Here is a 24697-nt window from a genome sequence, read left to right as displayed (position 1 = left end):
GGTCGTGATTCTCGGGCGCGTGCCCGGGAGTCACGACCTTTCTCCTCTGCGCCGTTGTCAGCAGGTTCGATGTCCATCTCCCAACGCCAGCTCGCTCTGCTGCTCATCGCGCCTGGCCTCGCGCTGGTGGCGGCGCTGTTTCTCTATCCGCTGAGCTTCTCGCTGATCTCGGCCTTCACGGGGCCGAAAGGAGGCGTCTCGCTGGATGCCTTTCGCAAGGCCTGGGAGCTCTATTCCGGCGACGTCCTCTTCACCGTCGTGATCGTGCTCGCCTCCTGCTCGTTCACGGGGCTCGCCGCCATCATCATCGCCGGCACGCTGACGCTCGGCGAGAATCGCTGGATCGTTGGCACGCTGAAAGCGCTCTATCGCTGGCCGCTCTTCATCCCGTTCATCGTCGCGGCACAGTGCATGCGCACCTTCCTTGCCAAGAACGGGCTGATGAACAATTTCCTCGTCGCCATGGGGCTCATGGAGCCGCTCCAGGCGGCAAGCTTCCTCGACTGGCGCGGCATCATCGCCACCTTCGTCTGGAAGCAGACGCCCTTCGTTGCCCTGCTGCTCGCGGGTGCGCTCGCCGCGATCGACCGCGCGACGCTTGAAGCGGGCCGCAATCTCGGTGCCTCCCGCTTGCGCGTGCTGGTCGAGCTCGCATTGCCTCAGGTGATGCCGCAGCTCCTCGTCGCGCTGGTGCTGTCGTTCGTGACGATGCTCTCGGTGCTGTCGGTCCCGATGATGGTGGCGGGATCGCAGCCCACCCTGCTGACAGTCGACATGGCCTTCCGCATCAACGCCTATGGCGATTACGCCACGGCGAATGCGCTCGGCGTCATCACCTATCTGCTCTCGGCCGGCGCTGCGATCATCTATCTCAAGCGCGGCATGGCCAAGGAGAGCGCGCCATGATGCGTCTGGCATCTTCGTTGCGCACGGCGTTGGCCGCGTTCCTGCTCGCGGCCTTTGCTTTCGTGCTGATCGGCCCGCTCGCCAACCTCGCGCTCTGGTCCGTGGCCGAGCGCTGGTACACGCCCTATAAGCTGCCGGTGACCTACGGCACGCGCTATTGGCAGCAGGTCTTCCGTCCGACAGGCGACGCCATGGCCTCGCTCGGCACATCAGTCTGGATCGCGGTGCTGACGGTCGTCGTTGCGCTCGCGCTCTCGATTCCGGCCGGCTACGCGCTGGCGCGGCTGAAGCTGCCGGCGCGCGCCCTGTTCATGGTTGTATTCCTGCTGCCGCAGGCCTTTCCGTCGGTCGCGATCTACATCAACGTCGCCCGCGTCTTCTACCAGCTCGGCATCAACGGCACGGTCTTCGCCGTGGTGCTCGTCCATGCCGCGCACGGGCTGGTCTATTCGGTCTGGATCGCGGCCGCCGCCTTCGGCGCAGTCGACAAGGATCTGGAGCTTGCGGCGCGCAACATCGGTGCCTCGCCGCTCAAGACGTTTTTCTCGGTGACGCTGCCGCTGGCGGCACCCGGCATCGTCGCCAGCGGCATCTTTGTCTTCCTGGAATCGCTCGACGAGTTCACCGGCACCTTCTTCGTCGGCGTGCCGCAGGTCACGACCCTGCCGCTGCTGCTCTACAATGCGGCGATGGGCGGCAACTATCAGGTCGCCTCGATCACGGCGCTGATCCTCCTCGTGCCCTCGGTGCTGTTCATGCTCTTCATCGAGCGCTTCCTGCGCGCCGACGTGCTGGCCAAGGTCGGCGCCTAGAGCATGATCCGGAAAAGTGTGAAGCGGTTTTCCGAAAAGATCATGCTCAAACAATAGCGCTTTAGCCCCGATCCCTGGCGAGCTCGGCAAGCACGCGGCGGAGATTGCCGTCGCCGTCCTTCAGAATGGTCTCCGCATCAGCCCTGCTGACACCCAGCGCCAGAAGCACCGCCGTCTTGACGTCTCCTTCGGCCTGCTCGAGCGAGCGTGCCGCGTGCGACGGGTCGCAGTCGGCGATTTGCGCCACCATGGCCTCGGCGCGCCGTTTCAGCTTGGCATTGGTCGGGGGCATGTTCACCATCATGCCGCGATACACCCGGCCAAGGCGCAGCATCACTCCCGAGGAGATCAGGTTGAGCACGACCTTCTGCGCGGTGCCCGCCTTCATCCGCGTGGAGCCGGCGATCAGCTCGCGGCCGGTCTCGATCAGGATCGGAAACTTCGCCGATGCCAGCAGGGCGGTGCCGGGATTGTTGGCGACACCGACAGTCACTGCGTCGAAAGAGCCGGCGTGCCGCAGCGCCGCGACCGTGAACGGCGTTGTGCCGCTGGCGGCGACCGCGATCACCACGTCATGCGGCGTGAGCCGTGCGGCGCTGATCTGCGCGACGGCGTCATCGACATCGTCCTCCGCGCCTTCGATGCTGGTGACGAACGCCTTGTCACCGCCGGCGAGCACGAAGCGGACGCGCTCGCGGGGCCAGGCGAAGGTCGGCGTCAGCTCGGCGCCGTCCTGGACTGCCACGCGGCCCGAGGTGCCGGCGCCGACATAGACGATGCGACCGCGATCGCCGAGCGCAGTCTTGGCCGCTTCGGCTGCCGCAGTGATTGCGGGAAGGGCATGGCCGATTGCGGCGACCGCCGCAAGCTGGCCCTCCCACATCGCTTCCATCGCTGAATTCAGCGGCCACGCATCAAGGTCGGCAAATCTGGGATCGACTTCTTCGGTCGCCATACCGCTGATCCAAGCCTCAAACGCGGAACTTCGGAGCCTGTTCATAGTAGGTTTCTCTCCTCGGCAGGTCCAGCTTGGCCAGGTCCAGGTTGGCCAGGTCAGCGCGGCAGCTGAATTCGCCGCCATCAATGGCGAGAGGCCTGGTACCTTTTGTTCCCGTGGGACGTTAACGCGAGGAATTGGCTCCGGGTCCCCGAAACCGCTGTGTCCTCGAGGGATCGAACGGGACGGGAGGCGCCTCACGAGCCCGTGACTGCGAGTCTTGGATCGGCACCGATGGGCCAAGCGGGTCTTCCGCCGTTCTCTCGATTGCCGCGCAGCACATCTTTGATGGTGCCGACATGTGCTGATGCTGCGTGGATCTCGTCGCCCGCAATCCGAACTTTGAGGTCGTGACAGTGCACTTAGATCATAAAGCTTTGGATGCTCGATAGCGGTCGATCATTGAGTGCACTGTCACCGCAACTGACCAGCTTCCTCGTACATGTCCGCGACTTTCTCTATCGAGAGGAAATAGAGCTCGTCGAGCGAGCGGTCGCGACTAGTCGCATCCTGTCGCGGTAGGTCGTCACTCATGGGTTGATGATAAACCGGCGGCCCTCCACCTGCCGCCAGTTATCCCCATTGCAATTGGCAACGGTTATGCCGAATGCCTTGCAAAAGAGATATCCGGCAAGCTCGCCGGTCGGATTATTTGCGCTTCGCGATATCCCACGCTTGCGCAATTCCTCCGCGATTCCGGCGTGGAGCTCCGGTGTTGGTAATCGAGACGTGTCCAAAATGCTTGCTCGCAAACCAGGACGGGGCTGTACCATTCAATTCGTCACCAGTACTCGCTTTCCTCCAACCTAACCACACCAACCTGGTGCTCAAGCTAGGCGAATACCGGCCGCACCGGCTGAGGCATTGGTGGACAGGGCGGGCAATCGTGAACAACAACCATGCCTACCCGTCGAGCCGCTCCATCGATTTCCACGGCGATATAGTTTGCAAGCTCTAAGCCGAACTGAAAATATGATTCCGCATCATCCGCAACCTCTCGAATGGTCGCCAAGGATGATCTGAACATCACCATTTCGCCGCGCCGGTTTAACGAAAAAATAGCCGGCTCGCTCCCCCCGCTCGTGACGATGTTTCCGTGTATGAGAGCGTTGCGGTTCTCGGTCAGGACGCGCGTCGCAGCGATATAATGCCTGATGGTGGAGCTCTCGGGCTCGGACCATTGCCGTCGCTTAAAGAACGTATCGATAAATGTTGCACGTTCATTCGGGTTCGTGCGGGACACAAAGATGGCCGCTTGCTCTTCCGTCAAGTTTGCTGTCGCGGCAAGCATCCAGACATGGGTGCGTTCAAAGCGAACGTAGTTGATATTCATGATGCCGAGTGCGCGAACGACCTCGTCGTCGGCGACCTCATATGTCGGCCATCGCTGTGTCATCGGTCGAAAAACTTTGATAAATTGTTGTGTTCCGGGCGGTTGCCGCCAAAGGTCTCGGTGAGGGATTTACGTGATATCCCAATGAGCTGGTGCTTAAACGGCTCAAAGCGCTTATCGGCATCGAGCGCTCGATGGCCATTGGGGTCGACCAAAAACAACTTCAACTTCTTGTTTAGGCCATCGAGAATGGCGTCATTAATATGCTCGTCGCCGAAGCCATAGCCAATCACCATCAACCTGGCGTCCGACCTCATCAGCATTTCGCGAAACTCTTTGTGATACCATCTTAAAATCGCGAAGCGATCGATGCTGGCTGACTTCGCGCCGCCCATGATGAGCACACGGCCGCCAGAACCGCCTTCATTCCAATTCGCCGAACCATGGAGCTTGATATAGGGCTGAGCACCGGGTGCCAGCCTGAATTCTGGCGGATTCGGTTCCATGATTGCAATTCGGTCGTGGATCGACCCGGTTGGCTGGAAGTTTCCGAGGTATTTTAGCCCAGGGAGATGAGCCTGACCCCATCGGCTGTTCATGACGAGGGGGATGTAGTGAATTTCGAGAAGCGCGTCTTGGTTAAGGGTGAAGATCGCATCGAACCGGCTGAGGAAGCCGTGAAGCCAATATCGGGTGTCGGGCGGATTCTCGAACTCAAACTGCTTTAGCTGCAAAAAGCTGCCGTTCAACAAGTTAAACATTCCGGCTAGTGCCGTGAGGAGGACGCCATGACGTCTTTTGTCGTCTAAATCGCCGGATAGCTCCAAATCGGCAAGAACCTTTTCAAACCCGCCTTTGCCGTCCGCCTCCAGCAACGAGCGGCGAGTAGGATCATCGATATCGTTATCGGTCAGTAGGTTACTGAAAACGTCGGCGGCAAGCGGGCCGCCCCAATTGTAGGAAAATCCTGCGCCGGTTAGAAGAAGATTGGTCATGGCTTAGACTCTTGGTCGCCGGTCCGCGAGACGACAAACTGAATTGGAGCGGCCTTGTGAGTTGCGAAAGTAGCAGCCGGATCGGCTAGCCTGCAAAGTCTTCAACAATTCCTATTTCAAGCGCGCTCCGATGGCGCGGCCGATGAAGGCTAAGGCAGTCGATATGGCTACGAATCCACGGCGAACGATGGAATCGGGAGCTGCCGGCTTCTTGCTGCCAGGCGACAGTCGCGCCGGTCGATCACCGGTAACGACGAAGCCGCAATGATCGCCTCGCGCTACAAAACCGGGGAATAGGCACTCTGGATGGCAAACACCGTATATTGGCGGTTCCATGTGGCCGCCCACAAAGTGATAGAGCTGTTCACCGGGGTTGGGCTGGCCGAGAGGGTCGAGCGCCATAGCCAGCATCTGCAACATCTGTTGGCTAGCGCAGGCCATCGAGAACGCGAAGACGTTCTCGCGCACGCGAAGCGGATGGTCTTTCGCTAGGTTCTCGATGTAGGTCGGATCATCGAGATGGCCGAGACGTTCGAGCTCGACGAGACCAGGATCATATTGCCCTACGCATTGCATGCAGCGGTGGTCGACCGTCGCGGTGTGAGCGCGCCAGTCTGCGGCGGCTAACTCGCCCTTCCGGTTGCGCCGAACCGCAATTCCGCCGTCGATGACCGGGATGAGGTGGGCATAGGCGATAAGGTTCAGCACGTGCCGACCCCATGGTCGGTCCACACACGAGAACAAGACATCGCAGTCGAGGGCGGCTCGGAAGCCCTCTTCCTCGTACACGGCAGCCATGATCGGCTCGGCCTCGAACTTCTCGGCCGTGGCGGCCTCCCGAAGATGAGTGGCCAATTCGGAAACCTTGGGCTCGCCGACATTGCGACGGGTGGCGTAGACGAGCCTGTCCAGGTTCTTGGTTTCGATGTAGTCGTAGTCAATGACCAGCACGTCTTCGAAGCCGGTTCTCGCCAGAGCCTCGGCGATGAAGCCGCCGACACTGCCGCCACCGACAACGCCGATGCGTAGGCGGGCGAGATCTGCTTGTTTGCGCTCACCCCAAGCCGAGATCGTGCGGATTTGCGCCTCCATAGGCCGTGGCGCCGGTGCTAATTGGTTCATGTAGGTCATGCGCAGACGCTGCCCAACGACCCGGACGGTGGCGCAGTCGAATCGGCCATAGTGTCGGCGCGCCGTGCGCTCCCAAAACCTTGCGCTCCACGCCCCATCGCCCGCCATCGTCAAGCCGACGAAAGGCAGCTTAGTCGCGCCGTAGACGGCGCCAGCATGCCCTTGCTCGGCTCGGATGTCGTCGCCGCTCATCCCTTGCCAGTCGCGGCCGAGGGGATGACTGTGCAAGAGCGCGAGACCAGCGCCCTCGGCGGAGGCGAGGCCGAGCGCGCGTTCAAAATAAGCAGGCTGAAAGCTCGCGTTGCCGTGGACATTTCTTTCGCCGTCCTCCGGCAAGATCAAGCGCTCAATGAGCGCCGTTCGTCGGCTGCGTCCAGTGCTGGGATGCCAAAGGGCGAAGCACAGGTCTTCTTGACGATCGGCGCGAAGAAGATGCCGCCGCGCTTGGGCGTCGATGGCCTCCGCCATCGCCACGCTGTGTCGAGCGCGGCTCACTGTGTGTCCCAAAGCCACCAAACGTGGTGCATGTAGGCGGCAACCGTTTTCTTGCTCGTGGCCCAATCCGGGACCGGTCGCGACCAATAGTGCCATTCGCCACCGGCCTTGCTCTGGAAGGCGGCGCTGTCCGCGATGCCTTCAGTCGGATGCATTTTCCCACCCTTGTTCGGATGGATGCGCGGCGACACATGGAGGCCTCCGGGGGAACTCAGCTGGAAGTCCGCAGGAACCACCACGCCTAGCCGGAAGGTCCGGCCCGCGTATTTGCCGGTCGGAACCTGGTATTCGAACACGACGTGATCGGTCGTGCCCGAGAGCAAGGTCGGCTTGTAGCCGAGCGCCTCCAAGCCGGCCACAAAGAGGCTCGCGCCTGTGAGCTTGCTGCCGTCGGACACGGGCGTGGGACCGGTGGAGACGATCTGAAAATCGTCGCAATCGTGGATTTCGATCGGGATCTCGCCTTTGCCCTGGAAGCTCTCCTTGTGATGGCCCTTGATTCGCACGAGGTAATTGGAGGCGGGATCGACCTCCCCGAACTTCGTGATGATGTCGTCCGGCGTCCACTCCCGTTGTTCGGTCTTCTCCGGCTCGCCGTTCACGGTGAAGTGAATGACGTGGTGGCGCTGGGCCTCCTTGAGGTCCGCCTTGGCCTTGTCGAGCAGATGCACGCCCTCTTCGACATCATGCAGCCCATGCTGGACTTCATCTTGCCCCTTCGCGATCTTGGCCTCGGCCTCTTCGATCTCGTGAAGGGCCTTCTGCTCCGTGTCGCCGCCGCAGCCGCATTGATCCTGTTCGGGCTGAGGATGGTCGACGGGAATTTCATGTCCTGGGTCGGTATCCATATTGATCTCCGCGCTGACTTTTACTGAAAACAGCTAATTAGCTGATTTTGGTAAAAATAAGGCGGAAGCCGAGACTGTCAGTCCCGGCAGTGAACGCGCTCAGGAGAAGAGGGAACGGGTCGCGGGCTCGACGCCAAGAAACCCCAGAATTTTCAGGCGAACGGTGGCCGCATCGCAGGAGACGGCAAATCCGGCCATGACGGCCTCGATTAAGGCCCTGCCGTTGTCGCTGGTGGGCGAAACTGGGCCATAGATGTTTCGGCTTTGATGGATCGCTGCAACGGTGTTGCGGACGTAGGTCTTCGGCATGAGCGCTGCGCCGGACACGTAGCCCGCTTGCCACTCTAACCAGTCGGTCTTGTTGGCCCCGAGGATGGCGTCGCGCTTGCAATAGATGGCGTTAGCCTTCTGTCCTGAGAGCAATCCAAGGCGGCGCTCCTCGGCCGCGAACAAGTAGCCGTGCAGCCTGACGTGCCCGTACTCGTGGGTGAGCGTCGTGCGCAGCCGATTCTCGAAGCGGCGCACAGCCTTGGAAATAGAAACCCTGGGTTTCCCACTGCGCACAAACTCGGTCACGCCCTCGACGTTGGATCCGTAGGGCGTTAGGTCGGCAAACTGATCGAGGTCGGAAACGTCCTGCTCGATGAGGACGGTGATGTCGTCCGTAGTGATCGGGAAGTCCACTTTCCCGTGCTTCTTCCGCAAGAAATCGACGATGATCTTTTCGAACATCATATCGAGTTCCGCCGGCTCATAGTGAGGCCGCTCGCGGAAGCCGTGCAGGGTGTCGCGGACGTATTTGACCAAGGTGTTATCCTGAAAGTGTTCGCCGGAACGCTACAAACGCCTTTTCGACCTGATCCGGAGTTGCCTTCCTTACAAGCTTGCGTTCATTGACAGGTAGCATTCCAATGACGGCGAAAAGAGCCGCGGCATCGATTTTCAGGACGCGCGCGAACTCTCCTACTAAATGGTCCGACGACGGGCTTCGCTTGCTGTGTTCAATGTCGTTGAGATACTGCGGAGTGATAGCCTCTCCATCTTCCTTCTTAATTTTCGCGGCAAGCTCCTTCTGACTCCATCCTATGTCCTTGCGCGCGGATGCGACGGCGCTCCCAAAGGATGACATATCGACAGGCATGGAGGCTCCCTTCGTTCATAACTTATCCGCTTATTAGCGGATTGTCATGTCAGTATGTAGCGCAAGTTTCGCAAACAAGGCATTAAGATAAGACATACCAATACATTCAAACGGCTGACATTGTGCAAGGTCTGGTCGGCCCGAGCTCTGATCTATCGATCCTTTCACGCTTTAGGCGTCATGAATGAGATGTCGAGGACAAAAAAATGCACAGAGGCACCGAGGCTCAGCGCGAGCATCACCACGAGCGAGATGACGATTGAACGCGCTCGGGGTGATTTCCTCTCAACTGCTGCCCAGATGCAGAGCCCGAGGCAAACCAATGCCACCGCGGGCAAGTAGAGTGAGATGAGAAGCAGAAACGTGCCAAAGTCCTTATCCCATGCAAAGGGAGCCGCAGTCGTGACCGCGGCAATAGCGGCAACAAGGGGCAACCATCGCAGTGTACGTGCCTCTTTCTCCGAGACTTGAGCAAAGGAGGTCATAGTCGCAAATTTATCGAAAAGGTCCTTGGAGTTGCAAGCATGAACCGGCTTTCGACCATCCCGAACATTTCCTCACAGAGTAGGGATTACAGTGAATCACAAGCTTGGGTGCTCGATGACGGTCGATCATCGAGTGCACTGTCACCGCAGCTTCTGGCAATTGAAGGGCCATCAACCCAACATTACCGCACCCCCGTGCCTTTGCAGCGCTGGCACTTCACCACCTTGTCGCCCTTCTTGAGCAAGCCCTTGCCTTCACAGTTCTTGCATTTCTGTTTCTTCTTGATGTTCGGGCCTTTTTCGCTGGCCATGAAAATCTCCTGCCGTGAGAGTGGGGGCGACTGGTGGCTAGTAAGAGCTTGTGTCCGCAAGAGCGCCAGTCCGTCGTCGCTTCCGCTGCGCTCCAGCTATGCCGGACACGCTTCGCCCTTCGGCTCCTGCGTGGCTGCTCCGCCCGCCTTCGCCCGGTGGGCTTCGGCGCGGCAGCCTTCGCTTGCCTTTCGTGGCACCGGCTCGCCGAGCCGAGCTCGCGAAGCGAGCGAAGGCTGGTGGGCCCGGCAGGACTCGAACCTGCAACCAGACCGTTATGAGCGGCAGACTATCGATCAGATAGGTTGATTCTGCTGCATTTTTGTTGGAGTTCGATTGTGTTTACGGCCATTCGTTCGCGTTCTTTCTGGTGCGAAACTGGTGCGGTTGAAGCCCAACGTTCAGACTCATAACCTGAAGGTCTTAGGTTCAAATCCTATCCCCGCAACCAACGCTCCGCTAGAATCTAGGAGTTCGGGAAACTCTTCGTCGGCCTCAAAGGATGCATTCAAAAAACTGCAATGCTCGGTCAGCTGGCAATCGGCGCAGGAAGCACAGAAAGCGGGATGATGGCAAAAGGCAGCGCTCGCGCGGGAGTTCGGTATTAGCCGGGAGACCGTCCACCGCTACTTGCGTGCCGCCAAGACAGCTGCGCAGAGCGTCCAACCACAAGAGAAGGATATCGCATGGCCGCGATCATGCTCACCCGCATCGACAACCACCGCAATATGGCGCGGTTCTACAAGCTAGATGTCCAACCGACATTATTCGGTGAATGCTCGCTCGTCAGGGTATGGGGGCGCATCGGCCGTGCCGGTACGGTTCGCGTCGAACTTCAGCCCGAGAGTGACGGCTGGCTTGTGCCACTCCTTGCCATTGAAACAACAAAGGCGCGCCGCTTTCTTCGAGCCGCACGGACAGGGGCCGTTGAGAACCGCGTCTCGTTTTCGCTTCGCCTCACCCACGCTTCCGCGGTCGTCGATTGTCCCCAAGTGCTACATGAAGGGGTTGGGGTCTTGCGTTGCCCCGATTTCAGGCGAACACATCATCTCGGAGTCGGTAATACGGGTTTTGATGGGAAACGGCGAGTTCTCGATCGGGGGCCTACCTTGGCTTGCGCCGGACGAGGAGAAGATTCTGGCGCCCCAAAGCCTGCGTACGAACTGCTTATGCACTAAGCACAACAGCACGCTGCATCCGCTTGACGACGCAGCGCGCTATTTCTTCGCGTCGCTGAAATCCTATCTCGAACGCGATGAGGGGATGCGGCATGCCCTAGTTTCGGGGCATGACGTCGAGCGGTGGCTTCTAAAGACAGCCAAAGCTGCCGCCGTCTCAAAGAATCTAGCAAGAGGGCGGACACCCCTTTCCGGTGCGTTCTCGCGGGATTCAGCGATAATGGACATGCTCGACGACCCGCGCCATTGGCCGGAGGGTGCCGGACTCTATTGCACCATGAACGCGGGCGACCGGATGTCCAATCACCCGCGCTTCCACTTGCAGCCCCTCACAAACGCTCAAGAAGATATTGAAGCGCTGGCGCTCAATATCTTAGGCCTGAGCTTCGTGTTGTTGCTCGAGCCGCTGGATGTCAGCAAGTATCCCTTCTTACGAGGGGCGAAGCATCGGCCTGGAAGAATCACCATATCGTACCCGACCTCGACATGCTGGCTCACGATGAGCTGGGAAGACGGAAGGGTGCATGATGCGTTGACGGTGCAGCACGTACGAGCCGTGACTGTGAGTTAGGCCGGCACCAGAATCAAGCAGCTGTGCCAGCCGCTTCGTCTGGCTCAGGGCCGGCCGGCCAGACCCAGTCGTGGCCGGTTTTCTCCTTGAGCCTGGCGAGCAGCTTTTTCATCTTATCGACGGTCATTGCGTCAAGGAATTTGACCAGCTCCTGCCACTCTGTGGCCCCTCCAATTTGATATTCGAGCGTGAGATCGAATTTGACGAGAAAGCGGGTGCCCTCGAATCCAATCTCCATCGCGTTCGAGACGGAGTGATGATCGTCGTTATGAGCGAATCTCTTGTTCCTCATTTCGAGGATCTGATCGTGCACTCCGCGAAGCTTGTCGGGAAGGCTGTCGCGCGAAAAGCCGCTGCCGCTTCCGCCTTGATGCAGGCGAACATAGGTCACGACAAATGCCGTCGTGAGCATATCGAGCTCCAGAATGGCATCCATGTCGGCGGCAAACTTGTATTCTGATAGGCGTTTTGCCGCGTACTTCAAGGCCACCAGAGAGGTGAATGACTTTGATATTCTGACAAGCTGCGACAACTCCTTGTCGACAGATTCCAGAATGGCGTTCCCATTGTCAGCCACTGCCTGGAAATGATCCCGCCACTCCTCGGGAAGAAACGGAAGCGCCTCTTCAGGCAGTGAATAGTATTCACCCTCTTCCTCGGTTTCGATCGGATCGTCTTGCACTTTGCTCCTTTATCCGCTGGGCCATGCGGCGCACTCAGAAATGTACATAACCTTCTGCGGCGAGGCTGACCAGGAACGTATCCTTTTCCTGCGAGAGATGTAAGCAAAGGATAGTGGGCTCTTTTTTCCTTGGACGCACCACGCTGGGCTGCACCATTCCGGCCGCCCACGTGGGCCAACAGGAACCTCCCGCCGCGCATCGCTATGTAAGCCGTGAGTGCACTTCGCGAGCGTCCGGGTCCCTCCTATTGACTACGGGGACGGTGTCGCCGGCGCCTAATCGCATTTGCGATCTTACAACGATGCGTGTCAAGCAAGTCAACATCGCGACCGCAACGATGGAGGATGTCAGCAGGCGCTTTTGCCGTCATCCATGTAGCTGTGGTATTGTACGCGCATGCAGACGTCATTTCGCGCCTGAAGGCTGTAGAACCGCAGTTGCGGGCTTTTGGCGTGGGTGGACTATACCTGTTCGGCTCCTACGCCAGAAACGAAGCAGGGCCCGATTCCGACGTTGACATCTTCATTGACAGGGCTCCCGGCACAGAACTGGATCTCGATGCATTCATCGGCGCCTACGACGTTTTGAAATCCGCTCTGCCAGTCCATGTCGATTGTGGAACGCGTACCGGCCTGTCGAAGTTCATCCGGGACGAGGTCGAGCGGGAAGCCATCCGAGTGTTCTAATGGCACCCAGCAAGACACCTGTTATCCGCCTTTTGCACATTGTAGATGAAGCCGAGGCAATCGGCCGCGCGCTCGTCGGGGTATCGAGCGCGAGCTTTCAGGATTCCTGGGTCCTACAGCGCGCCGTAGAGCATGGACTGCTTATTATCTCGGAAGCTGCAAAAACGCTGCCCCTCGAGCTAAAGGATGATGCCCCGGACGTTGCATGACGAAAGATCGAAACCTTAGGCAATTTCCTACGTCACGAGTATCGCGACGTCGACCCTGAGCTGATCTGGAGCATCACGCAGGACTACTTGCCAAATCTCTTAGCAGCTGCACGGCGTCTCGCGGACAGCTTGCGTGAGGCGGAACCAGTCTAGTCCTCCTGTCAGCAGCGTTGCTTGGCACCTTTGAACGGCTATTCATTGTCTAGCTGCCCTTCTTGAACTCGGCAGGGGCGACCTTCGCATTCAATATCGGGGATGCTGATACGACGGTGATTGTCCGGGAAGCTCTCGTGAGGGCCACGTACAGGTCATTCCGGCTCAGCTTTTCTGGCGCAACGATGATGGCGTGATCGAACTGAAGGCCCTTTACCAGGAGCGTACTTCCAATGGACCGTTGCGCCAGGCGCCGCCCAGCGTGTCGCATTTTGTTCTGAACATGCCAAGCAGCGTCTGCGAGGCTCAAGTACTCACCGCGCGCGACCAGCTTGAGGGTGTTCTGCACGGCTGATAGCAATTCTCTCCGGAAGGGCACGACGCCGGGCTGCCGACGTAGACACTCTAGCAGGCGCAGCACGTGCGCAAACTCGTTCGATGCAAGGAGGTCAAGAGCTGCACGTTCGGCCTCGGAGAGCTTGTTCCGGGGCTTCCATCCTCCCGCTATGCGGATCGCGCGACGCTCGAAGGCGGTCTTTGCCAAGCCCGACATGGCACCGGCCGCAAGGTTGAGGACGAGGGCGAGCCGGTCCCGCCCTGTACAATTCTCTATAGCCTCGAGGAAGCTGCCCAGGGTCTGACAGGCTACCGGCTCGATTGCGGAGCATTTCAGCTTCGCCGCCAGTGATGCGCGGATGAGTTCGCTGGCCTTGTCGCCGATAACGATCAGCGTCTCTTCGCCCCGAAGCTTGACCGAGCGTCCTGCCGATATATTCGCCTTAAGCAGGTCTTGCTTGGTCGAGGATTGCGGAACGATGTATGACACGCATCTTGGCGCTGCGGTCAGGTCGACGCGGTCAAGCTTTTCTAGCTGGTCACGGATGCCGATGAGCCAGTCCCCGAGTTTCGCGTTCTCGACCCGCTTCCACCGCCAAGGCTCCTTGAGTGCGCCGATCTTTGGAAAGTCGGTAGTGACGGTTCTCCAATCCGCGAGCTGCTCATCGCGAAACCCGAAGATGGCCTGCAGCGGGTCACCAAATATGCAAGTCGGTAGATGTTGCGACAGCGCGAGGATCAAGGCGTGCTGCTCGATGGTGCAGTCCTGATATTCGTCCACAAGCACCCGTTGGTAAGACGCTTTTAGAACCCCTGTGACGAATCCGCCGCGAATAAGCTGCGTGGCAGCGGCGTATACGGCGGGCCATTCCTCACCGCGAGGCTCGGGGGTTCCGAGGCCTGACCTCTGCGGGAAGGCTGCCGCAAATCTCAATGACCAGCCGGCTATCGTCTCCAGGTCGGTGCGGTGAAGACTGACGTTTTTCTCCTTCAGCCGCTGACGCAGTGAATCGACGCCGGCCAGGGTGTGAGTGAGCACCAGGCATTTGGCCGGGCCGCCCGCGGCCTTCACCACGTCGGCAATGCAATCGGTCTTGCCGCAGCCGGCGGGCGCTACGATGGACCCGATCCTCGAAGTTAGAACCGCGGCTACGATGGGCTCATTGCTCACGATCCACCCAAGCCCGAATTTCGGCGATTGTCTGCGGAAACGTTCCTTTCAATTCGCTGAGATTCGGTCCGACATGGCTGCGCCCGATCCATTCAGCGTGGCTGATGTCCTTGAACCATCCGCGTTCACGGCCGTCTTTTTTATCCTTGGTTCGCGACTTCGCGAGCTCGCCCAAGGCAATCCGAAGTTCGACCTCCGACGCCGCGTTCTCAACCTCAGAGACCGATTTAAATTGCTTTTTGGGGTATTTCTTGGCGAGACGGTCGAGAAACGACTGTTCGCTGTCCTGGAAGGAGGCCGCCGTCTTAATAAGGGCGGCCACGGACTTGGTAGGAAGATCTCGAAAGAGATGATCTTCGGTAGCGTAGCCAGGTGCCCAACGGAAAATTGTCACACCCGCGCGGGTGAGCTTGTTGAGTATCTCTGTATCGTCCGGTTCGCAGTCACTATCGAGCAGCAGGCCTACCCGATAGCCAAGTGACCGGAAATAGCCTGCTATCGGCGGCGCCTTGTCAACTCCGCCGCCCGAAATCGGCACGACGCCAGCTGTCGAAAACGGCAAGAGCCGTTGCCCAACCCAATAGTCGTCGAGCCCGCGAATAAGCCCGACCTCGGTCTTTCCTTCACAAACCAGGATGGCCGGCGCCAGATAGGCCTGTGGGTTTGCCCGCGGCTGAGACTGCACGTCTAGCACCAGGTAAGGAGTGTTGGCAGGAACGATGGTCGCAGCGCCCGTCTTCGGATGGCGCCTGACTACATTCAGTTCATTAACGCTGAGTTCCTGGAGGACCACTGGAGAGTGTGTGGTCATGAACACCTGAGCTTTAGTCTTGCCGTCGGCCTTTTCCTTCTTCAGCTCTCGCAGCAGTCTGGATATGCGGTGAGGCTCCAGGCCGTGTTCAACCTCGTCGATGAGAGCTACCGAGGCCTTGGCTCTGGCGTAATCTTGCAAGGCGGCCGTGAAGAGGCGCGACGAACCGACGCCCAATCGGCGCAAAGGCAAGTCTCCGTCGTGCAGGGAGATCCCGCCACCGGACAGCCCCATGGCCTGAACGTCGAGCATCGCGTGAAGCCGGTCCCCGACCGGCACGCCCAGCCGCTGAGCGGCTAGCTTTGCCTCTTTTATCGGGTCAGCGAACAGTGATTGCGAGTCTTTCGAGAACTCCTGGCGGGCGACACGTCCAGCTTCCGCCATCAGCCCGCGGGATGCCGCTGGACCCTTGGTTATCCGATTGAGTACGGACTGACGACCCCAGCCCAGATGCCGATCTGCATAAGGCCCGAGCCGGCTCGGCGCGATGTCCTGGCGGTCCTGGAAGGCCAAGGCCCGCGTGCTTAGCTGGCCTTGCTTGAGCCGCTCATTAAACAGTGTCCACTCCGCCTCAAGGCTATGATCCACCGTGAGTCTTATTGAAAGGACATGCTCGAGGCCCGACTGCTCATCCGGCTCGTCCTCCAGCTTCTTACCGCTCTCATCCCATCCCCTGAGGTAATGGCCGTACTTATCCTCCTTCAGGAATTCAGTGGGCAGATCACCGATGGTAATGGTGATCGCGATTGGGTTGGCTTCGGGGTCAACTGCATAGAAATCAGTGTCATCGAAGGTGACGCCGTTGCGTGGCGCAAATACCAGCTCGATGGAATCGAGAACGGTCGTTTTCCCCGAATCGCCCGGACCCACCAGGCAATTGGTGCCTGGCGCCGGGTACCATGAGAGCTGCTTGATTCCTCTAAAGTTAACTACCTCGACGTGGACGATCCGCAAGTCGTACCTCCCCCTGCCGCGAAGAGGCTACCACGGCGCCGCAACTAGTGGTAGCCGTTGGCGGTTTAGCCCGCGTTCAGGGGAGACCGGCAGGTGTACGACACTTGGGACGTCAATCAGCGTATAAGCGAGGCCAAGCGGCTGACCGAGCGTCTAGTCGATCATGCGCATTACCTGCTCGACATCCGGGAGAACAACGCGATCGTTGTCTATTCAGACCGGCTGTCGAAGCAAATTCCGCGATCCTACGCCGCAAATGCCTTCAATGTTCTTCGAGAAGCCATGCATCAGATCGAGATGGTGAGGCTAAGCGCGCTCTGGGATCAAGCCCACGTTGACAACGAAGCGATCATGACCGTTGTGGAGTTGATCGATGACGACAAGGTCATCGCGGCATTGGCCGAGAATGCTCGTGCCCGATACATCAGTTTGCCCGAACCGGCCGATGGCAAAAAGAGTAATGAAGCGACACTTGAGCTGTTGAAGGAAGCCAACAGGATACGCGGCGAAGAGCATGCCGCAAATGCAGCTCAAGGGCTGCGCGGTGCGATAGCTGCCGCCCGCAAGATCAAATCATCTGCGGGGCTAAAATCGCTCAAGAACCTGCGCGACAAGCATATCGCCCACTATTTGACGCAATCCAGCGCAGAGCGCCGCGGCGATGCGATTCCGCCGATGAAGGTGGGTGACGAGAGACCAATCCTCGACGGATCGTTGGCGATCATCCAGTTGCTGTATTCGTGGGTCAATGGCATCGCGGTTTCGTTCGCGGAGTCCCGGAAGATCGACCAAAAATGCGCCGAGGAGCTTTGGAATTGCTGCAAATTCGAAATTATCGATAAGTCAAAGGAAGCATCAAAAGCCTCTACCTAGAAATGAGCCTTGGGCGAATTGCCGGCCGCGGCGAAGGCGCTCTACGCCGGATACCATATCGAAATGATAGCCAACGGATGAGAGATTGAATGGTCGGCAGCAGAAAAGACATGACCAGCTGGGTCATGCACTTTATTCACGATAGAAATTACGCCAACGACCCGGCGTACAATATAAACGAGGGTGAGGAGACCCCCTTCTTTCCGTTCCAAGAAGATCAGCCGCCTTCTCGGTTTGAGCAATGGGAGTGGGCCGACAACGATTACGGCCTAGAGCCCGATGCCGACGCGTTCTCGGTTCTCCTCAAAATTATATCGGACGGGCACATTCGCTCAGGATGGTCGTTTCGGAACGACCGCCCCACGATTTACGGTCCACGATCGGCCTGCTGTTTCACTGAGATGCCCCTTTACGGCCTGATCGAATACGCCAAGCAGCGTTCAAAGGAGTATGTGGGTGCATATGCTATCGGCCTATTGAAGCAGGAGTTCTTCGCGGCAGGCGGGAGACCGGTCATCTATGGCTTGAGTGGCCCCCACAAGGAAATATCCAAGCCCCTTCCGTCTCCACCGCACTATTTGTGGCCTAGGAAGCTTGATCCATCTTGCGGCATCTCTGAGCGGGAGCAATATCGCTACGTCGCGATGAACCTTGATTCAAAGAGGCCAATTGACTGGTCCCATGAGCGAGAGTGGCGCTGGGCGGATAGCGACGGCGCGTGCTCATGTCCCGGCCTCCCCCTTTGGCTGAAGGGAGAACTGGTAGAGTTTTCTCAAACCATGATTGTTGTACCCTCCGATCGCGAAGCTCACCGGATTCTTGATCTCCTCAAAGAACTTCACGATGCAGGCTCACACAATTATGGTCACGAGTATAGGCGGAAGACCCTGCTCGGCACCCATATCGTCTCCCTTGAACAATTGGCTTCAATCTCGCCAACCATAGATGCAGCAAACCTCCGGCTGGAGGATCTGCCGTCCAGCTCCCTCAAGACGTTCGAACAACCCGAGGCAACGCCTGAGCTGATCGCTAAAGTCAAATCCGCGTTGGCGGAAGCCCACACCGCGGCCGAGGCCGCGGTCGATAGCTTTCTTCTCACGGCTCGATATGTAGAAGGTGGCAAATTTGTCGCGGATGGATGCGGGTGGGCCGACCTAGTGATTTACGATTCGCAATCTTCTGTCGTATCGGCGCTAATCGCGTTGGGCGAGACTACAATCATTGGGGGCGTTGGGTATCGCGTGTCTGATTTCGGAAGGCATGGGCGACGCAAAGACCAAGCACTTTCTGTAGCGGAGGCGGGCGTCGAAGCCGCCAAGCACGTTATGGAAAAGCGCTTTCCAGACGTCGGATTTGGCGTAAGGACGATGTGGGATTGATTTTTTCCAGTCCAGCCCCATGCGGGCAAGAGCATCTAAGCGAATCCCTGAGTCCCGCGCGGAGCCTTCTCGTGTGCACCTCAACCTGCGACTTTTATTCCGAAATCGGGGGATTTTAGAATGAAAATGCGCAAAAGCATTGCTCCCGGCTTGACCCTCCAAATTGGCATGTTCTAATTTTGTTCTCATGGGTGCGATTCTGCCGACCCATGCCATTTTGAAATGACGACACCAGCTGCCAAGAACCGGACAGGCACCATGCACGAGATCCTCTGTCCCCACTGTACCAAGGCCTTCAAGGTAGATGAGTCCGGCTATGCCGAGATTCTGAAGCAGGTCCGTGACGCCGATTTCGCACAGCAACTGCACGAGCGGCTGGAACTGGCCGAGCGCGACAAGCAGAGCGCCGTTGAATTGGCCAAGGCCCAGGTAAGCAGCGATCTGCAGAAGACCTCAGCTGCTAAGGACGCTGAAATTCAGGAGTTGAAGTCCAAGGTTGAGGGGAATGGCGTCGCCCAGAAGCTCGCGGTTGCTGAAGCGCTCAGCGCCGTCGAGAAGGAGCGGGACAGGCTCGCGAACGCGCTAGCCGAGTCCGAGCGCGAAAAGAAGGCAGCCTCGGAGCTTGCTGAAGCGCTTCTGGCCAGCGAGCAGCATAAAATCACTGCTGCCAAGGAAAAAGAAATCCAAGAGCTGAAGGCCAAACTTCAATCCGTCGAGCTTGAGAAGAAGCTGGCCGTGACCGAAGCGGTTGGCGCCGTTGAGAAAGAGCGCGATGAGCTGAAAAGCGGCATCAAGCAGGTACAGCTTGAAAAGCAGCTCTCCGAGCAGTCGCTCAAGGACAAGTACGAAACTCAGATCAAGGATCGGGATGACGCGATCGAGCGCCTCAAAGATATGAAGGCCCGCCTATCGACCAAGATGGTCGGCGAGACCCTCGAACAACACTGCGAGACCGAGTTCAACCGGGTGCGGTCGATGGCCTTCCCACGAGCCTATTTCGAGAAAGACAACGACGCGCGGACCGGCAGCAAGGGCGATTACATCTTCCGGGACTTGGACGAGGCCGGCACGGAGATCATCTCGATCATGTTCGAGATGAAGAACGAGAGCGACAAAACCGCTACGAAAAGCAAGAACGAAGATTTTCTCAAGGAGCTCGACCGCGATCGCACCGAGAAGGGCTGCGAATACGCCATCCTGGTCTCACTGCTTGAACCGGACAACGAACTCTACAATACCGGCATCGTCGATGTCTTCCACCGCTACCCGAAAATGTACGTCATCCGGCCGCAGTTCTTCCTACCGATGATTACGCTCTTGCGGAATGCGGCGATCAATTCGCTCAAATACAAGACCGAGCTGGCGCTTGTGAAGGCGCAGAATATCGACATCACCCAGTTTGAATGCCAGCTCGAGACCTTCAAGACCGCATTCTCGAAGAACTATGATCTTGCTTCCAGGAACTTCCAGACGGCGATCGCTGAGATCGACAAGTCCATCGACCATCTTCAGAAGACGAAGGATGCCTTGATAGGTGCAGATCGCAACCTTCGCGTTGCAAACGACAAGGCGCAGGATGTGACGATCAAGAAGCTGACCCGGGGCAATCCGACGATGGCGGCGAAGTTTGCAGAGCTAAAAAGCCAGGCCGCTGAATGAGGCGCATACTTGACCTGCAGTGCGTCTAGCTACCCCGCTGCCCTCCTGCGCATCCGAGCTTTCCAATACGGCACTCCGAACATTTGCTCCTCGAGCTTTTTGAACTGCACCGTCGCAAACGCACCGCGGCTCACTAACCCAAGCCGTTCGAGACGCTTTCGAACGAAAGTATAGCTAATCTTAGCCGCTATACGACGCTTGAGCTGGACGATATCTTCCGGGCGCCAAGTCGATATGCCGATGGACTTCACGAGTTCTGAAAACTCCTGCTCGGGATAAATGAACTCGGCGGCAAAAACTTCGGCGCCCTTCTCAATCAGTTCATTGCGGTTGTAGTCGCCGCAGGTAACCACGCCGTTGGCTATCTGCTCCTGGTCGACATAGTGATGCTTGAGTTCATGGACGAGAGCGAAAAGCTTGGGCTCGTCCGGCAAGGACCGTTGGACGGCGACGGAATAATCACCGTCCGCACACATGTACATGGCCTTGATCTTGGCGGGCAAAGGCCAGGGGTCGATTCGGATGCCCTCTTTCTTGTAGATTTGGCGGACCTCTCGCAGGCCGAATGAGTTTGTACGCACCGCGTGGTACATGCGCTTTTCTCGCGCGAGGGCTTTAAGCCCTTCAAAATACTCATCGCGGGTCATTTAGGATCTCCTAACGTTTGCTTTTCGGCCGCTTGGCCTTCTCAAGAGCTTGGCGCGCCTTTCTAAACTCGGCGTACCGAATCACTTCCTCAAAATCATCGTTATCGAGTCCGCCGGTCGCTGAAGTTAGCGCCGCGATTCGCTTGTCATCATGTTGCAGATCCGGGAAAAAAACGGTGATTGAAACCTTAAATAGGCGTGCCAACCTATCTAGGTCTTCGGCGGTTGGCTTGTAAGTACCCGTCTCCCACCTCGAAACCGTGTTTGCGGCTGTCCCCAGTTTCTCGGCCAGACCCTCCTGACTCAGCTTTCCTTCTGGCCAGTTTGTCCGGAGCCTCTGAATTGTTTCTCCTATGTGGTTGTAAATATTCGCCATCCGGACTTCTCCTGTTTTGGGATTGATTTGTCCTAGAATAGCTTGACAGTTCGCCTCCCGCAACATTACTTTATGAGGACGGAATCATCCTGTTTCAGGATGGTCGAAGGAAAGGAGGTGGTTGAAATGGAGACGGAGAACGTTCTGAAGCAGGACGATAAGCATCCGAAGACCATCCAGGCGTCGGTCTACACGACGTCTGGCGCGTTTCCCCGCAAGGGCAGCGAATCGGTCAAGTCGGATGATCTGATCGACAAGATCCTGAAGCAGGCGCAGCACGCGCTGCACCTGACGGATGTCACCGGCTGGGAAGCGACGGTCGACGGCAATGTCATCGACCCGAACAAGACCTACGAGCAGAATCATCTGACGGGCACGGTCGTGATCCACTGGGGTCCGCGCGAAGGCGGCGGGGGCTGCTAATGCACCCCGAAGCTTCCAAGCTGATCTTCGAAGAAGAGGTCGGACGCTGGCCGCCCGATCTCGCCTCTACACGCGGCTGGATAATGCACGAGGTCTCTTACCCGGTGATCGATTACGAGTTCACGCGCCCCGGCCGGACACCGCTGAGGCTGAAGATGTCGTTCGATGAATGGGATGACCTGCCGCCGTCGATAGCCTTGCTTTCCTCGGCCGGCGCTCTGCTGTCGTCCCTGCCTCCCAACCTCTCAAATATCTACAACCCATCAGCTCACCCCATCACCGGCCGGCCGTTCGTCTGCATGGCGGGCTCCCGGGAATTTCACACACACTCAAGCCACCTCGGTGAGCCTTGGAGCCAATTCAGGGGCAAGCCAGGCTTCGGCATCGGCGACCTTATGACCAAGCTGTGGCACGGATGGCTGAAAGGAGCCGGATAATGTCGAAGGTCATCTGCAAGCGCCAGCACATCGAGGAGACGCTGAAGCATCTCCAGGAAGCGGGCCGGCGTGGCAACGAGTGCGTGGTGCTCTGGCTCGGTCGCGAATCGGCTGCAGGCATCGAGATCGAGGCCGTGTGCCGGCCGGCGCAGGTTGCGGGCGCGGACATCTTCCGCATTCCCCCTCCGGCGATGCGCGAGATCATCGGCATCCTCGCCCAACACGGCTGGATGATTGCCGCGCAGGTTCATTCGCACCCGCGCGAGGCCTTCCATTCACTGGCCGACGACAAGTGGGCCATCGTGCGACATGAAAATGCGCTGTCGCTGGTCGTGCCGTACTTCGCGGCCCAGACCACCGCTTTCTCATTCATGCAGGATCAAAAAACCTTCAAGCTCAGCGCCGACAATCACTGGCAAGAACTGGCGGCTTGGGAGATTGGCAAATGGCTTCAAATATCCTGACACCCGAGGCACGCCAGGAAAACGTCAAGGCGCTGGCGCTCGCGGCGGGCATTACGCCCGAACAGGCCGCCGAGCGCCTTGATGGCCGAGTGCTCTGCACGTTCGATCGTGACGACGCTGCTGCCTGCCAGTTCTATGAAGAACTGCGGCCGGTGTTGGGGAGAACCATAGACGTTCACGACACGCCTGACGGCCGGCGCTACCTGGTCGAAATGGTCATCGGCGAAGTCGAACCGCGAGGAAGTGCAACTACGGTCTTCGTCGGGCTCGGGCCCGACAGCTGCTGCTTCGGTCCCGTGCCGGAAGGCGTGCACAGCTCAAAGCCGGTTCACAGTGCGCTTTCGGTCGTCGCCGCCTGCTACGGTGCCGCTGTCGCGGTTCACCGTGCGGTTGGAGAGGGCATTCCCAATCCCCCGCCGGAACACCTGGAAATCAGGTACGACGAGATCCTGTCCGACCTGAGTGTCCTAAATGAAGCCGTAGATATCGGTGAGACCCACCTGGCCGGTGCAGGCGCTATCGGCAACGGCTTTCTGTGGGCAGCTCGCCACGTTGACCTGCGCGGAGAACTCAGCGTCTGCGATGATGACGTTGTTTCCTCCGGCAATCTCCAGCGCCAGGTCTGGTTCGGCGAGGGTGATATCGACGATCCCAAGGCCTCAACGCTTTGCGAGAAGGCGCAGCCACACATCCCCCGCTGCCGGCTAAAGCCTGAACCCATGCGCTTGCAAGACCTGCCGAACCGATCAGGCGCCTGGTTGAAGCGCCTTATCGTCGCGGTGGACAGCCGCCGTGCTCGCCGTGAATTGCAGAACGAGCTAGCGGCTGAGGTGTTTGACGCCTCCACCACGGACATTCGCGAGGTGGTCATCCACTATAACCGCGCGGGCTCGGACCTCGCCTGCTTGGGATGCCTGTATAAGGCGGATGAAAAAGAGGCCTCGCAAGACCAGATCATCGCCGAACACCTTGGCGTGAGTGTCGACGAGGTCAAGACCAGTCGGGTATCGCCGGCCGCAGCGGCGGCGATTGCCCAAAAGCACCCGCACCTCGATCCGGCGACAATCGAAGGCGAGGCATTCGATTCTCTCTACAAGACGCTCTGCGCAACAGGCAAGCTGCATGCGTCGGTAGGCAAACAAGTCGTTGCCCCCTTCGCCTTTGTGTCTGTTTTGGCAGGTACGCTGTTGCTGTTCGAAGTCATGACCAGACTCGCGCGGCCCGGATTGGTACAATCGAACGAATGGCATGTTTCGCCGTGGCGTGAGCCGTTCAGTCGAGGTCGGTTGACTCGCCTCCGGTTCAACGCGTGCGAGTGCTGCGGGGACTCGGTCCGGGCGCGAGCGATGCGTGGTTTGCGCACGAGGCTATGGGCAAGCTGAAGCCGGCATTGGTCAATGTGACGGTGAAGCAAAGGTCGACCCCGCACGGCCATCTCGTTTCGTTCGATCTTACGCCTGCTCCCGTTAAAGATCTGCACCACCCGGCCGGTGAGGTCGGGTGAATACACCTGCAGCGTGTGCCGGCAAGGCATCCACCCGCATCCCGAAGACGGGGCCTCGGGCGAGCCTCCTTGCCTGCCCGCTCAGGCCTGCGGGCCTTGAATTCTCCCGACCGGCCGCAATGGCGCAGCCGATAACAAAGGGAGACCGCACATGACCGACACCATCAAAATCCGCAGCCCGAACGACCGTTTCCGCCAGTTACTCGTCTTCGGCGGCGTAGTCCTTTTCACGCCCGGCGTTACCAGCCTGCCCATCGACCCAAAACCGGTTGCTGGAACTGGTACTATGTGCGTGTCAATCCACAATGTGTGATGGGCGATCACCGCAGTTTTGCGGGCGCCTCTAGTCTAGCGCGGTTTAGGCGACTCACGCTACTTCATCATGCCCAACTACCTCGCTGCGAAATGGGAATGAAATGGTTGCTGTCACCCGTGAATTGTCCGCCTCTGGTTACGCGCTCGAAGTGGACGGCCGACTCAAAGCCGAATTTGCGACCAGAGATGGCGCCAGGGCAGGTGGAGAAGAACTGAAGAAGCGTTTTCCCATGCTTCAGATCAGGATCTATGACGCGCAGACAAATGCGCGCGAGGAAATTTAGGTCCTTCAACTGGCGGGTTCTTCCGCTTGCGCGCGTGCGGCTTCCGCCGCAGCGGGCTCTCGTGAACCGAGCCGCTTTGCGTCTCGGCCGCCGTGCGGCTTCGATCCCTCGCGCAAGGACTGCTGAGCTTCT

At 58.7% G+C, this 24697-nt stretch carries 29 protein-coding genes; 16 read left to right on the top strand and 13 right to left on the bottom strand.

Annotation, left to right across the window (positions count from 1 at the left end):
- Positions 1-75 precede the first annotated feature (75 nt).
- Complete coding sequence (locus tag XI06_RS01630; RefSeq protein ID WP_442869402.1) at positions 76-906, top strand: ABC transporter permease; 831 nt, start codon at positions 76-78, stop codon at positions 904-906.
- Positions 906-1718, top strand: coding sequence for an ABC transporter permease (locus XI06_RS01625; protein ID WP_271604565.1), 813 nt, complete (start codon positions 906-908; stop codon positions 1716-1718). The genes XI06_RS01630 and XI06_RS01625 overlap by 1 nt, the downstream gene beginning before the upstream one ends.
- 61 nt (positions 1719-1779) lie before the next feature.
- Here the strand turns inward: XI06_RS01625 and XI06_RS01620 are convergent, their stop codons facing one another.
- The 8 genes from XI06_RS01620 to XI06_RS01585 form a co-directional block, all read right to left on the bottom strand.
- Entirely contained in the window at positions 1780-2718 is a 939-nt protein-coding gene (locus XI06_RS01620) for an N-acetylmuramic acid 6-phosphate etherase (protein ID WP_271604503.1), read from the bottom strand.
- Between the two features lie 829 nt (positions 2719-3547).
- Entirely contained in the window at positions 3548-4048 is a 501-nt protein-coding gene (locus XI06_RS01615) for a hypothetical protein (RefSeq protein ID WP_271604502.1), read from the bottom strand.
- A 59-nt stretch (positions 4049-4107) separates the two neighbouring features.
- Positions 4108-5043: an SIR2 family protein gene (locus XI06_RS01610; RefSeq protein WP_271604501.1), complete on the bottom strand. Its 936-nt coding sequence runs from the start codon at positions 5041-5043 to the stop codon at positions 4108-4110.
- Between the two features lie 111 nt (positions 5044-5154).
- Positions 5155-6642, bottom strand: a complete 1488-nt coding sequence (locus XI06_RS01605) for a ThiF family adenylyltransferase (RefSeq protein WP_271604500.1) — start codon at positions 6640-6642, stop codon at positions 5155-5157.
- A gap of 23 nt (positions 6643-6665) precedes the next feature.
- Positions 6666-7517: a hypothetical protein gene (locus tag XI06_RS01600; RefSeq protein WP_271604499.1), complete on the bottom strand. Its 852-nt coding sequence runs from the start codon at positions 7515-7517 to the stop codon at positions 6666-6668.
- Between the two features lie 99 nt (positions 7518-7616).
- A complete protein-coding gene (locus XI06_RS01595) occupies positions 7617-8324 on the bottom strand; it encodes an ImmA/IrrE family metallo-endopeptidase (RefSeq protein ID WP_271604498.1) in 708 nt (235 codons plus the stop codon).
- A gap of 4 nt (positions 8325-8328) precedes the next feature.
- A complete protein-coding gene (locus XI06_RS01590; protein ID WP_271604497.1) occupies positions 8329-8658 on the bottom strand; it encodes a helix-turn-helix domain-containing protein in 330 nt (109 codons plus the stop codon).
- 667 nt (positions 8659-9325) lie between these two features.
- Positions 9326-9454: a hypothetical protein gene (locus tag XI06_RS01585; RefSeq protein ID WP_256379163.1), complete on the bottom strand. Its 129-nt coding sequence runs from the start codon at positions 9452-9454 to the stop codon at positions 9326-9328.
- A gap of 684 nt (positions 9455-10138) precedes the next feature.
- On the opposite strand from XI06_RS01585, the gene XI06_RS43645 reads away from it, so the two are divergent.
- Both XI06_RS43645 and XI06_RS01575 read left to right on the top strand, forming a co-directional pair.
- Positions 10139-10630: a WGR domain-containing protein gene (locus XI06_RS43645; protein WP_442869397.1), complete on the top strand. Its 492-nt coding sequence runs from the start codon at positions 10139-10141 to the stop codon at positions 10628-10630.
- Positions 10527-11201, top strand: a complete 675-nt coding sequence (locus XI06_RS01575) for a hypothetical protein (RefSeq protein WP_271604568.1) — start codon at positions 10527-10529, stop codon at positions 11199-11201. The genes XI06_RS43645 and XI06_RS01575 overlap by 104 nt, the downstream gene beginning before the upstream one ends.
- A 13-nt stretch (positions 11202-11214) precedes the next feature.
- Here the strand turns inward: XI06_RS01575 and XI06_RS01570 are convergent, their stop codons facing one another.
- Positions 11215-11883: a hypothetical protein gene (locus tag XI06_RS01570; RefSeq protein ID WP_271604496.1), complete on the bottom strand. Its 669-nt coding sequence runs from the start codon at positions 11881-11883 to the stop codon at positions 11215-11217.
- 345 nt (positions 11884-12228) lie between these two features.
- On the opposite strand from XI06_RS01570, the gene XI06_RS01565 reads away from it, so the two are divergent.
- Genes XI06_RS01565 through XI06_RS43640 form a run of 3 tightly spaced genes read left to right on the top strand, consistent with a single transcriptional unit; the run spans position 12229 to position 12932 of the window.
- Positions 12229-12570, top strand: coding sequence for a nucleotidyltransferase family protein (locus XI06_RS01565; protein WP_271604495.1), 342 nt, complete (start codon positions 12229-12231; stop codon positions 12568-12570).
- Positions 12570-12779 (top strand): HepT-like ribonuclease domain-containing protein, encoded by a 210-nt coding sequence (locus tag XI06_RS01560; protein ID WP_271604494.1) that lies wholly within the window; start codon positions 12570-12572, stop codon positions 12777-12779. Before XI06_RS01565 ends, XI06_RS01560 begins: the two co-directional genes overlap by 1 nt.
- Before the next feature lie 6 nt (positions 12780-12785).
- A complete protein-coding gene (locus XI06_RS43640; protein ID WP_442868384.1) occupies positions 12786-12932 on the top strand; it encodes a HepT-like ribonuclease domain-containing protein in 147 nt (48 codons plus the stop codon).
- Positions 12933-12981: 49 nt separating this feature from the next.
- On the opposite strand, the gene XI06_RS01555 is transcribed toward XI06_RS43640, so the two are convergent.
- Positions 12982-14439: a UvrD-helicase domain-containing protein gene (locus tag XI06_RS01555; RefSeq protein WP_271604493.1), complete on the bottom strand. Its 1458-nt coding sequence runs from the start codon at positions 14437-14439 to the stop codon at positions 12982-12984.
- The gene (locus tag XI06_RS01550; protein ID WP_271604492.1) at positions 14429-16204 is read right to left on the bottom strand and encodes an ATP-dependent nuclease; all 1776 of its coding nucleotides are present in this window, start codon (positions 16202-16204) and stop codon (positions 14429-14431) included. Before XI06_RS01550 ends, XI06_RS01555 begins: the two co-directional genes overlap by 11 nt.
- A 93-nt stretch (positions 16205-16297) precedes the next feature.
- On the opposite strand from XI06_RS01550, the gene XI06_RS01545 reads away from it, so the two are divergent.
- The 3 genes from XI06_RS01545 to XI06_RS01535 all read left to right on the top strand — a co-directional run bounded on the left by XI06_RS01545 (position 16298) and on the right by XI06_RS01535 (position 20115).
- Positions 16298-17077, top strand: a complete 780-nt coding sequence (locus tag XI06_RS01545) for an AbiU2 domain-containing protein (RefSeq protein ID WP_271604491.1) — start codon at positions 16298-16300, stop codon at positions 17075-17077.
- Positions 17078-17166: 89 nt separating this feature from the next.
- Entirely contained in the window at positions 17167-18456 is a 1290-nt protein-coding gene (locus tag XI06_RS01540) for a hypothetical protein (RefSeq protein WP_271604490.1), read from the top strand.
- Positions 18457-18714: 258 nt separating this feature from the next.
- Positions 18715-20115 (top strand): DUF2130 domain-containing protein, encoded by a 1401-nt coding sequence (locus XI06_RS01535; RefSeq protein WP_271604489.1) that lies wholly within the window; start codon positions 18715-18717, stop codon positions 20113-20115.
- A gap of 29 nt (positions 20116-20144) precedes the next feature.
- Here XI06_RS01535 and XI06_RS01530 read toward each other — a convergent pair whose 3' ends face one another.
- The gene (locus tag XI06_RS01530; protein WP_271604488.1) at positions 20145-20762 is read right to left on the bottom strand and encodes an ImmA/IrrE family metallo-endopeptidase; all 618 of its coding nucleotides are present in this window, start codon (positions 20760-20762) and stop codon (positions 20145-20147) included.
- Between the two features lie 10 nt (positions 20763-20772).
- Entirely contained in the window at positions 20773-21138 is a 366-nt protein-coding gene (locus XI06_RS01525; RefSeq protein WP_271604487.1) for a helix-turn-helix domain-containing protein, read from the bottom strand.
- Between the two features lie 126 nt (positions 21139-21264).
- Here XI06_RS01525 and XI06_RS01520 point away from each other — a divergent pair, with 126 nt between their 5' ends.
- From XI06_RS01520 to XI06_RS01495, 6 genes are all read left to right on the top strand, one after another.
- The gene (locus tag XI06_RS01520) at positions 21265-21561 is read left to right on the top strand and encodes a hypothetical protein (RefSeq protein ID WP_271604486.1); all 297 of its coding nucleotides are present in this window, start codon (positions 21265-21267) and stop codon (positions 21559-21561) included.
- Positions 21561-21998 (top strand): putative metal-binding protein, encoded by a 438-nt coding sequence (locus XI06_RS01515; protein WP_271604485.1) that lies wholly within the window; start codon positions 21561-21563, stop codon positions 21996-21998. The genes XI06_RS01520 and XI06_RS01515 overlap by 1 nt, the downstream gene beginning before the upstream one ends.
- Complete coding sequence (locus XI06_RS01510) at positions 21998-22462, top strand: Mov34/MPN/PAD-1 family protein (protein ID WP_271604484.1); 465 nt, start codon at positions 21998-22000, stop codon at positions 22460-22462. Before XI06_RS01515 ends, XI06_RS01510 begins: the two co-directional genes overlap by 1 nt.
- Positions 22444-23844 carry a ThiF family adenylyltransferase gene (locus tag XI06_RS01505; protein ID WP_271604483.1) on the top strand — a complete coding sequence of 467 codons (1401 nt, stop codon included), beginning with the start codon at positions 22444-22446 and terminating at the stop codon, positions 23842-23844. The genes XI06_RS01510 and XI06_RS01505 overlap by 19 nt, the downstream gene beginning before the upstream one ends.
- 273 nt (positions 23845-24117) lie before the next feature.
- On the top strand, positions 24118-24279 hold the full coding sequence (locus XI06_RS01500) for a hypothetical protein (RefSeq protein ID WP_271604482.1): 162 nt from the start codon (positions 24118-24120) through the stop codon (positions 24277-24279).
- A 103-nt stretch (positions 24280-24382) separates the two neighbouring features.
- Positions 24383-24565 carry a hypothetical protein gene (locus XI06_RS01495; protein ID WP_271604481.1) on the top strand — a complete coding sequence of 61 codons (183 nt, stop codon included), beginning with the start codon at positions 24383-24385 and terminating at the stop codon, positions 24563-24565.
- Positions 24566-24697: the final 132 nt, after the last annotated feature.

The sequence above is a fragment of the Bradyrhizobium sp. CCBAU 11434 genome (assembly GCF_028128895.1).
GTDB classification, from domain to species: Bacteria; Pseudomonadota; Alphaproteobacteria; order Rhizobiales; family Xanthobacteraceae; genus Bradyrhizobium; species Bradyrhizobium zhengyangense.
Note: the sequence above shows the minus strand (reverse complement) of the source record. Positions and strands in the feature narration are given on the sequence as shown.

What these genes read in the sequence shown, in the direction of transcription:
- XI06_RS01590 (WP_271604497.1), bottom strand. Translation starts at nt 8,658, where the DNA reads ATGCCTGTCGATATGTCATCCTTTGGGAGCGCCGTCGCATCCGCGCGC.
- XI06_RS01500 (WP_271604482.1), top strand. Translation starts at nt 24,118, where the DNA reads ATGACCGACACCATCAAAATCCGCAGCCCGAACGACCGTTTCCGCCAG.
- XI06_RS01610 (WP_271604501.1), bottom strand. Translation starts at nt 5,043, where the DNA reads ATGACCAATCTTCTTCTAACCGGCGCAGGATTTTCCTACAATTGGGGC.
- XI06_RS01510 (WP_271604484.1), top strand. Translation starts at nt 21,998, where the DNA reads ATGTCGAAGGTCATCTGCAAGCGCCAGCACATCGAGGAGACGCTGAAG.
- XI06_RS01575 (WP_271604568.1), top strand. Translation starts at nt 10,527, where the DNA reads ATGGGAAACGGCGAGTTCTCGATCGGGGGCCTACCTTGGCTTGCGCCG.
- XI06_RS01600 (WP_271604499.1), bottom strand. Translation starts at nt 7,517, where the DNA reads ATGGATACCGACCCAGGACATGAAATTCCCGTCGACCATCCTCAGCCC.
- XI06_RS01565 (WP_271604495.1), top strand. Translation starts at nt 12,229, where the DNA reads ATGTCAGCAGGCGCTTTTGCCGTCATCCATGTAGCTGTGGTATTGTAC.
- XI06_RS01615 (WP_271604502.1), bottom strand. Translation starts at nt 4,048, where the DNA reads ATGAATATCAACTACGTTCGCTTTGAACGCACCCATGTCTGGATGCTT.
- XI06_RS01505 (WP_271604483.1), top strand. Translation starts at nt 22,444, where the DNA reads ATGGCTTCAAATATCCTGACACCCGAGGCACGCCAGGAAAACGTCAAG.
- XI06_RS01525 (WP_271604487.1), bottom strand. Translation starts at nt 21,138, where the DNA reads ATGGCGAATATTTACAACCACATAGGAGAAACAATTCAGAGGCTCCGG.
- XI06_RS01540 (WP_271604490.1), top strand. Translation starts at nt 17,167, where the DNA reads ATGGTCGGCAGCAGAAAAGACATGACCAGCTGGGTCATGCACTTTATT.
- XI06_RS01495 (WP_271604481.1), top strand. Translation starts at nt 24,383, where the DNA reads ATGGTTGCTGTCACCCGTGAATTGTCCGCCTCTGGTTACGCGCTCGAA.
- XI06_RS01535 (WP_271604489.1), top strand. Translation starts at nt 18,715, where the DNA reads ATGCACGAGATCCTCTGTCCCCACTGTACCAAGGCCTTCAAGGTAGAT.
- XI06_RS01530 (WP_271604488.1), bottom strand. Translation starts at nt 20,762, where the DNA reads ATGACCCGCGATGAGTATTTTGAAGGGCTTAAAGCCCTCGCGCGAGAA.
- XI06_RS01605 (WP_271604500.1), bottom strand. Translation starts at nt 6,642, where the DNA reads ATGGCGGAGGCCATCGACGCCCAAGCGCGGCGGCATCTTCTTCGCGCC.
- XI06_RS43645 (WP_442869397.1), top strand. Translation starts at nt 10,139, where the DNA reads ATGGCCGCGATCATGCTCACCCGCATCGACAACCACCGCAATATGGCG.
- XI06_RS01585 (WP_256379163.1), bottom strand. Translation starts at nt 9,454, where the DNA reads ATGGCCAGCGAAAAAGGCCCGAACATCAAGAAGAAACAGAAATGCAAG.
- XI06_RS01520 (WP_271604486.1), top strand. Translation starts at nt 21,265, where the DNA reads ATGGAGACGGAGAACGTTCTGAAGCAGGACGATAAGCATCCGAAGACC.
- XI06_RS01625 (WP_271604565.1), top strand. Translation starts at nt 906, where the DNA reads ATGCGTCTGGCATCTTCGTTGCGCACGGCGTTGGCCGCGTTCCTGCTC.
- XI06_RS01620 (WP_271604503.1), bottom strand. Translation starts at nt 2,718, where the DNA reads ATGAACAGGCTCCGAAGTTCCGCGTTTGAGGCTTGGATCAGCGGTATG.
- XI06_RS01560 (WP_271604494.1), top strand. Translation starts at nt 12,570, where the DNA reads ATGGCACCCAGCAAGACACCTGTTATCCGCCTTTTGCACATTGTAGAT.
- XI06_RS01515 (WP_271604485.1), top strand. Translation starts at nt 21,561, where the DNA reads ATGCACCCCGAAGCTTCCAAGCTGATCTTCGAAGAAGAGGTCGGACGC.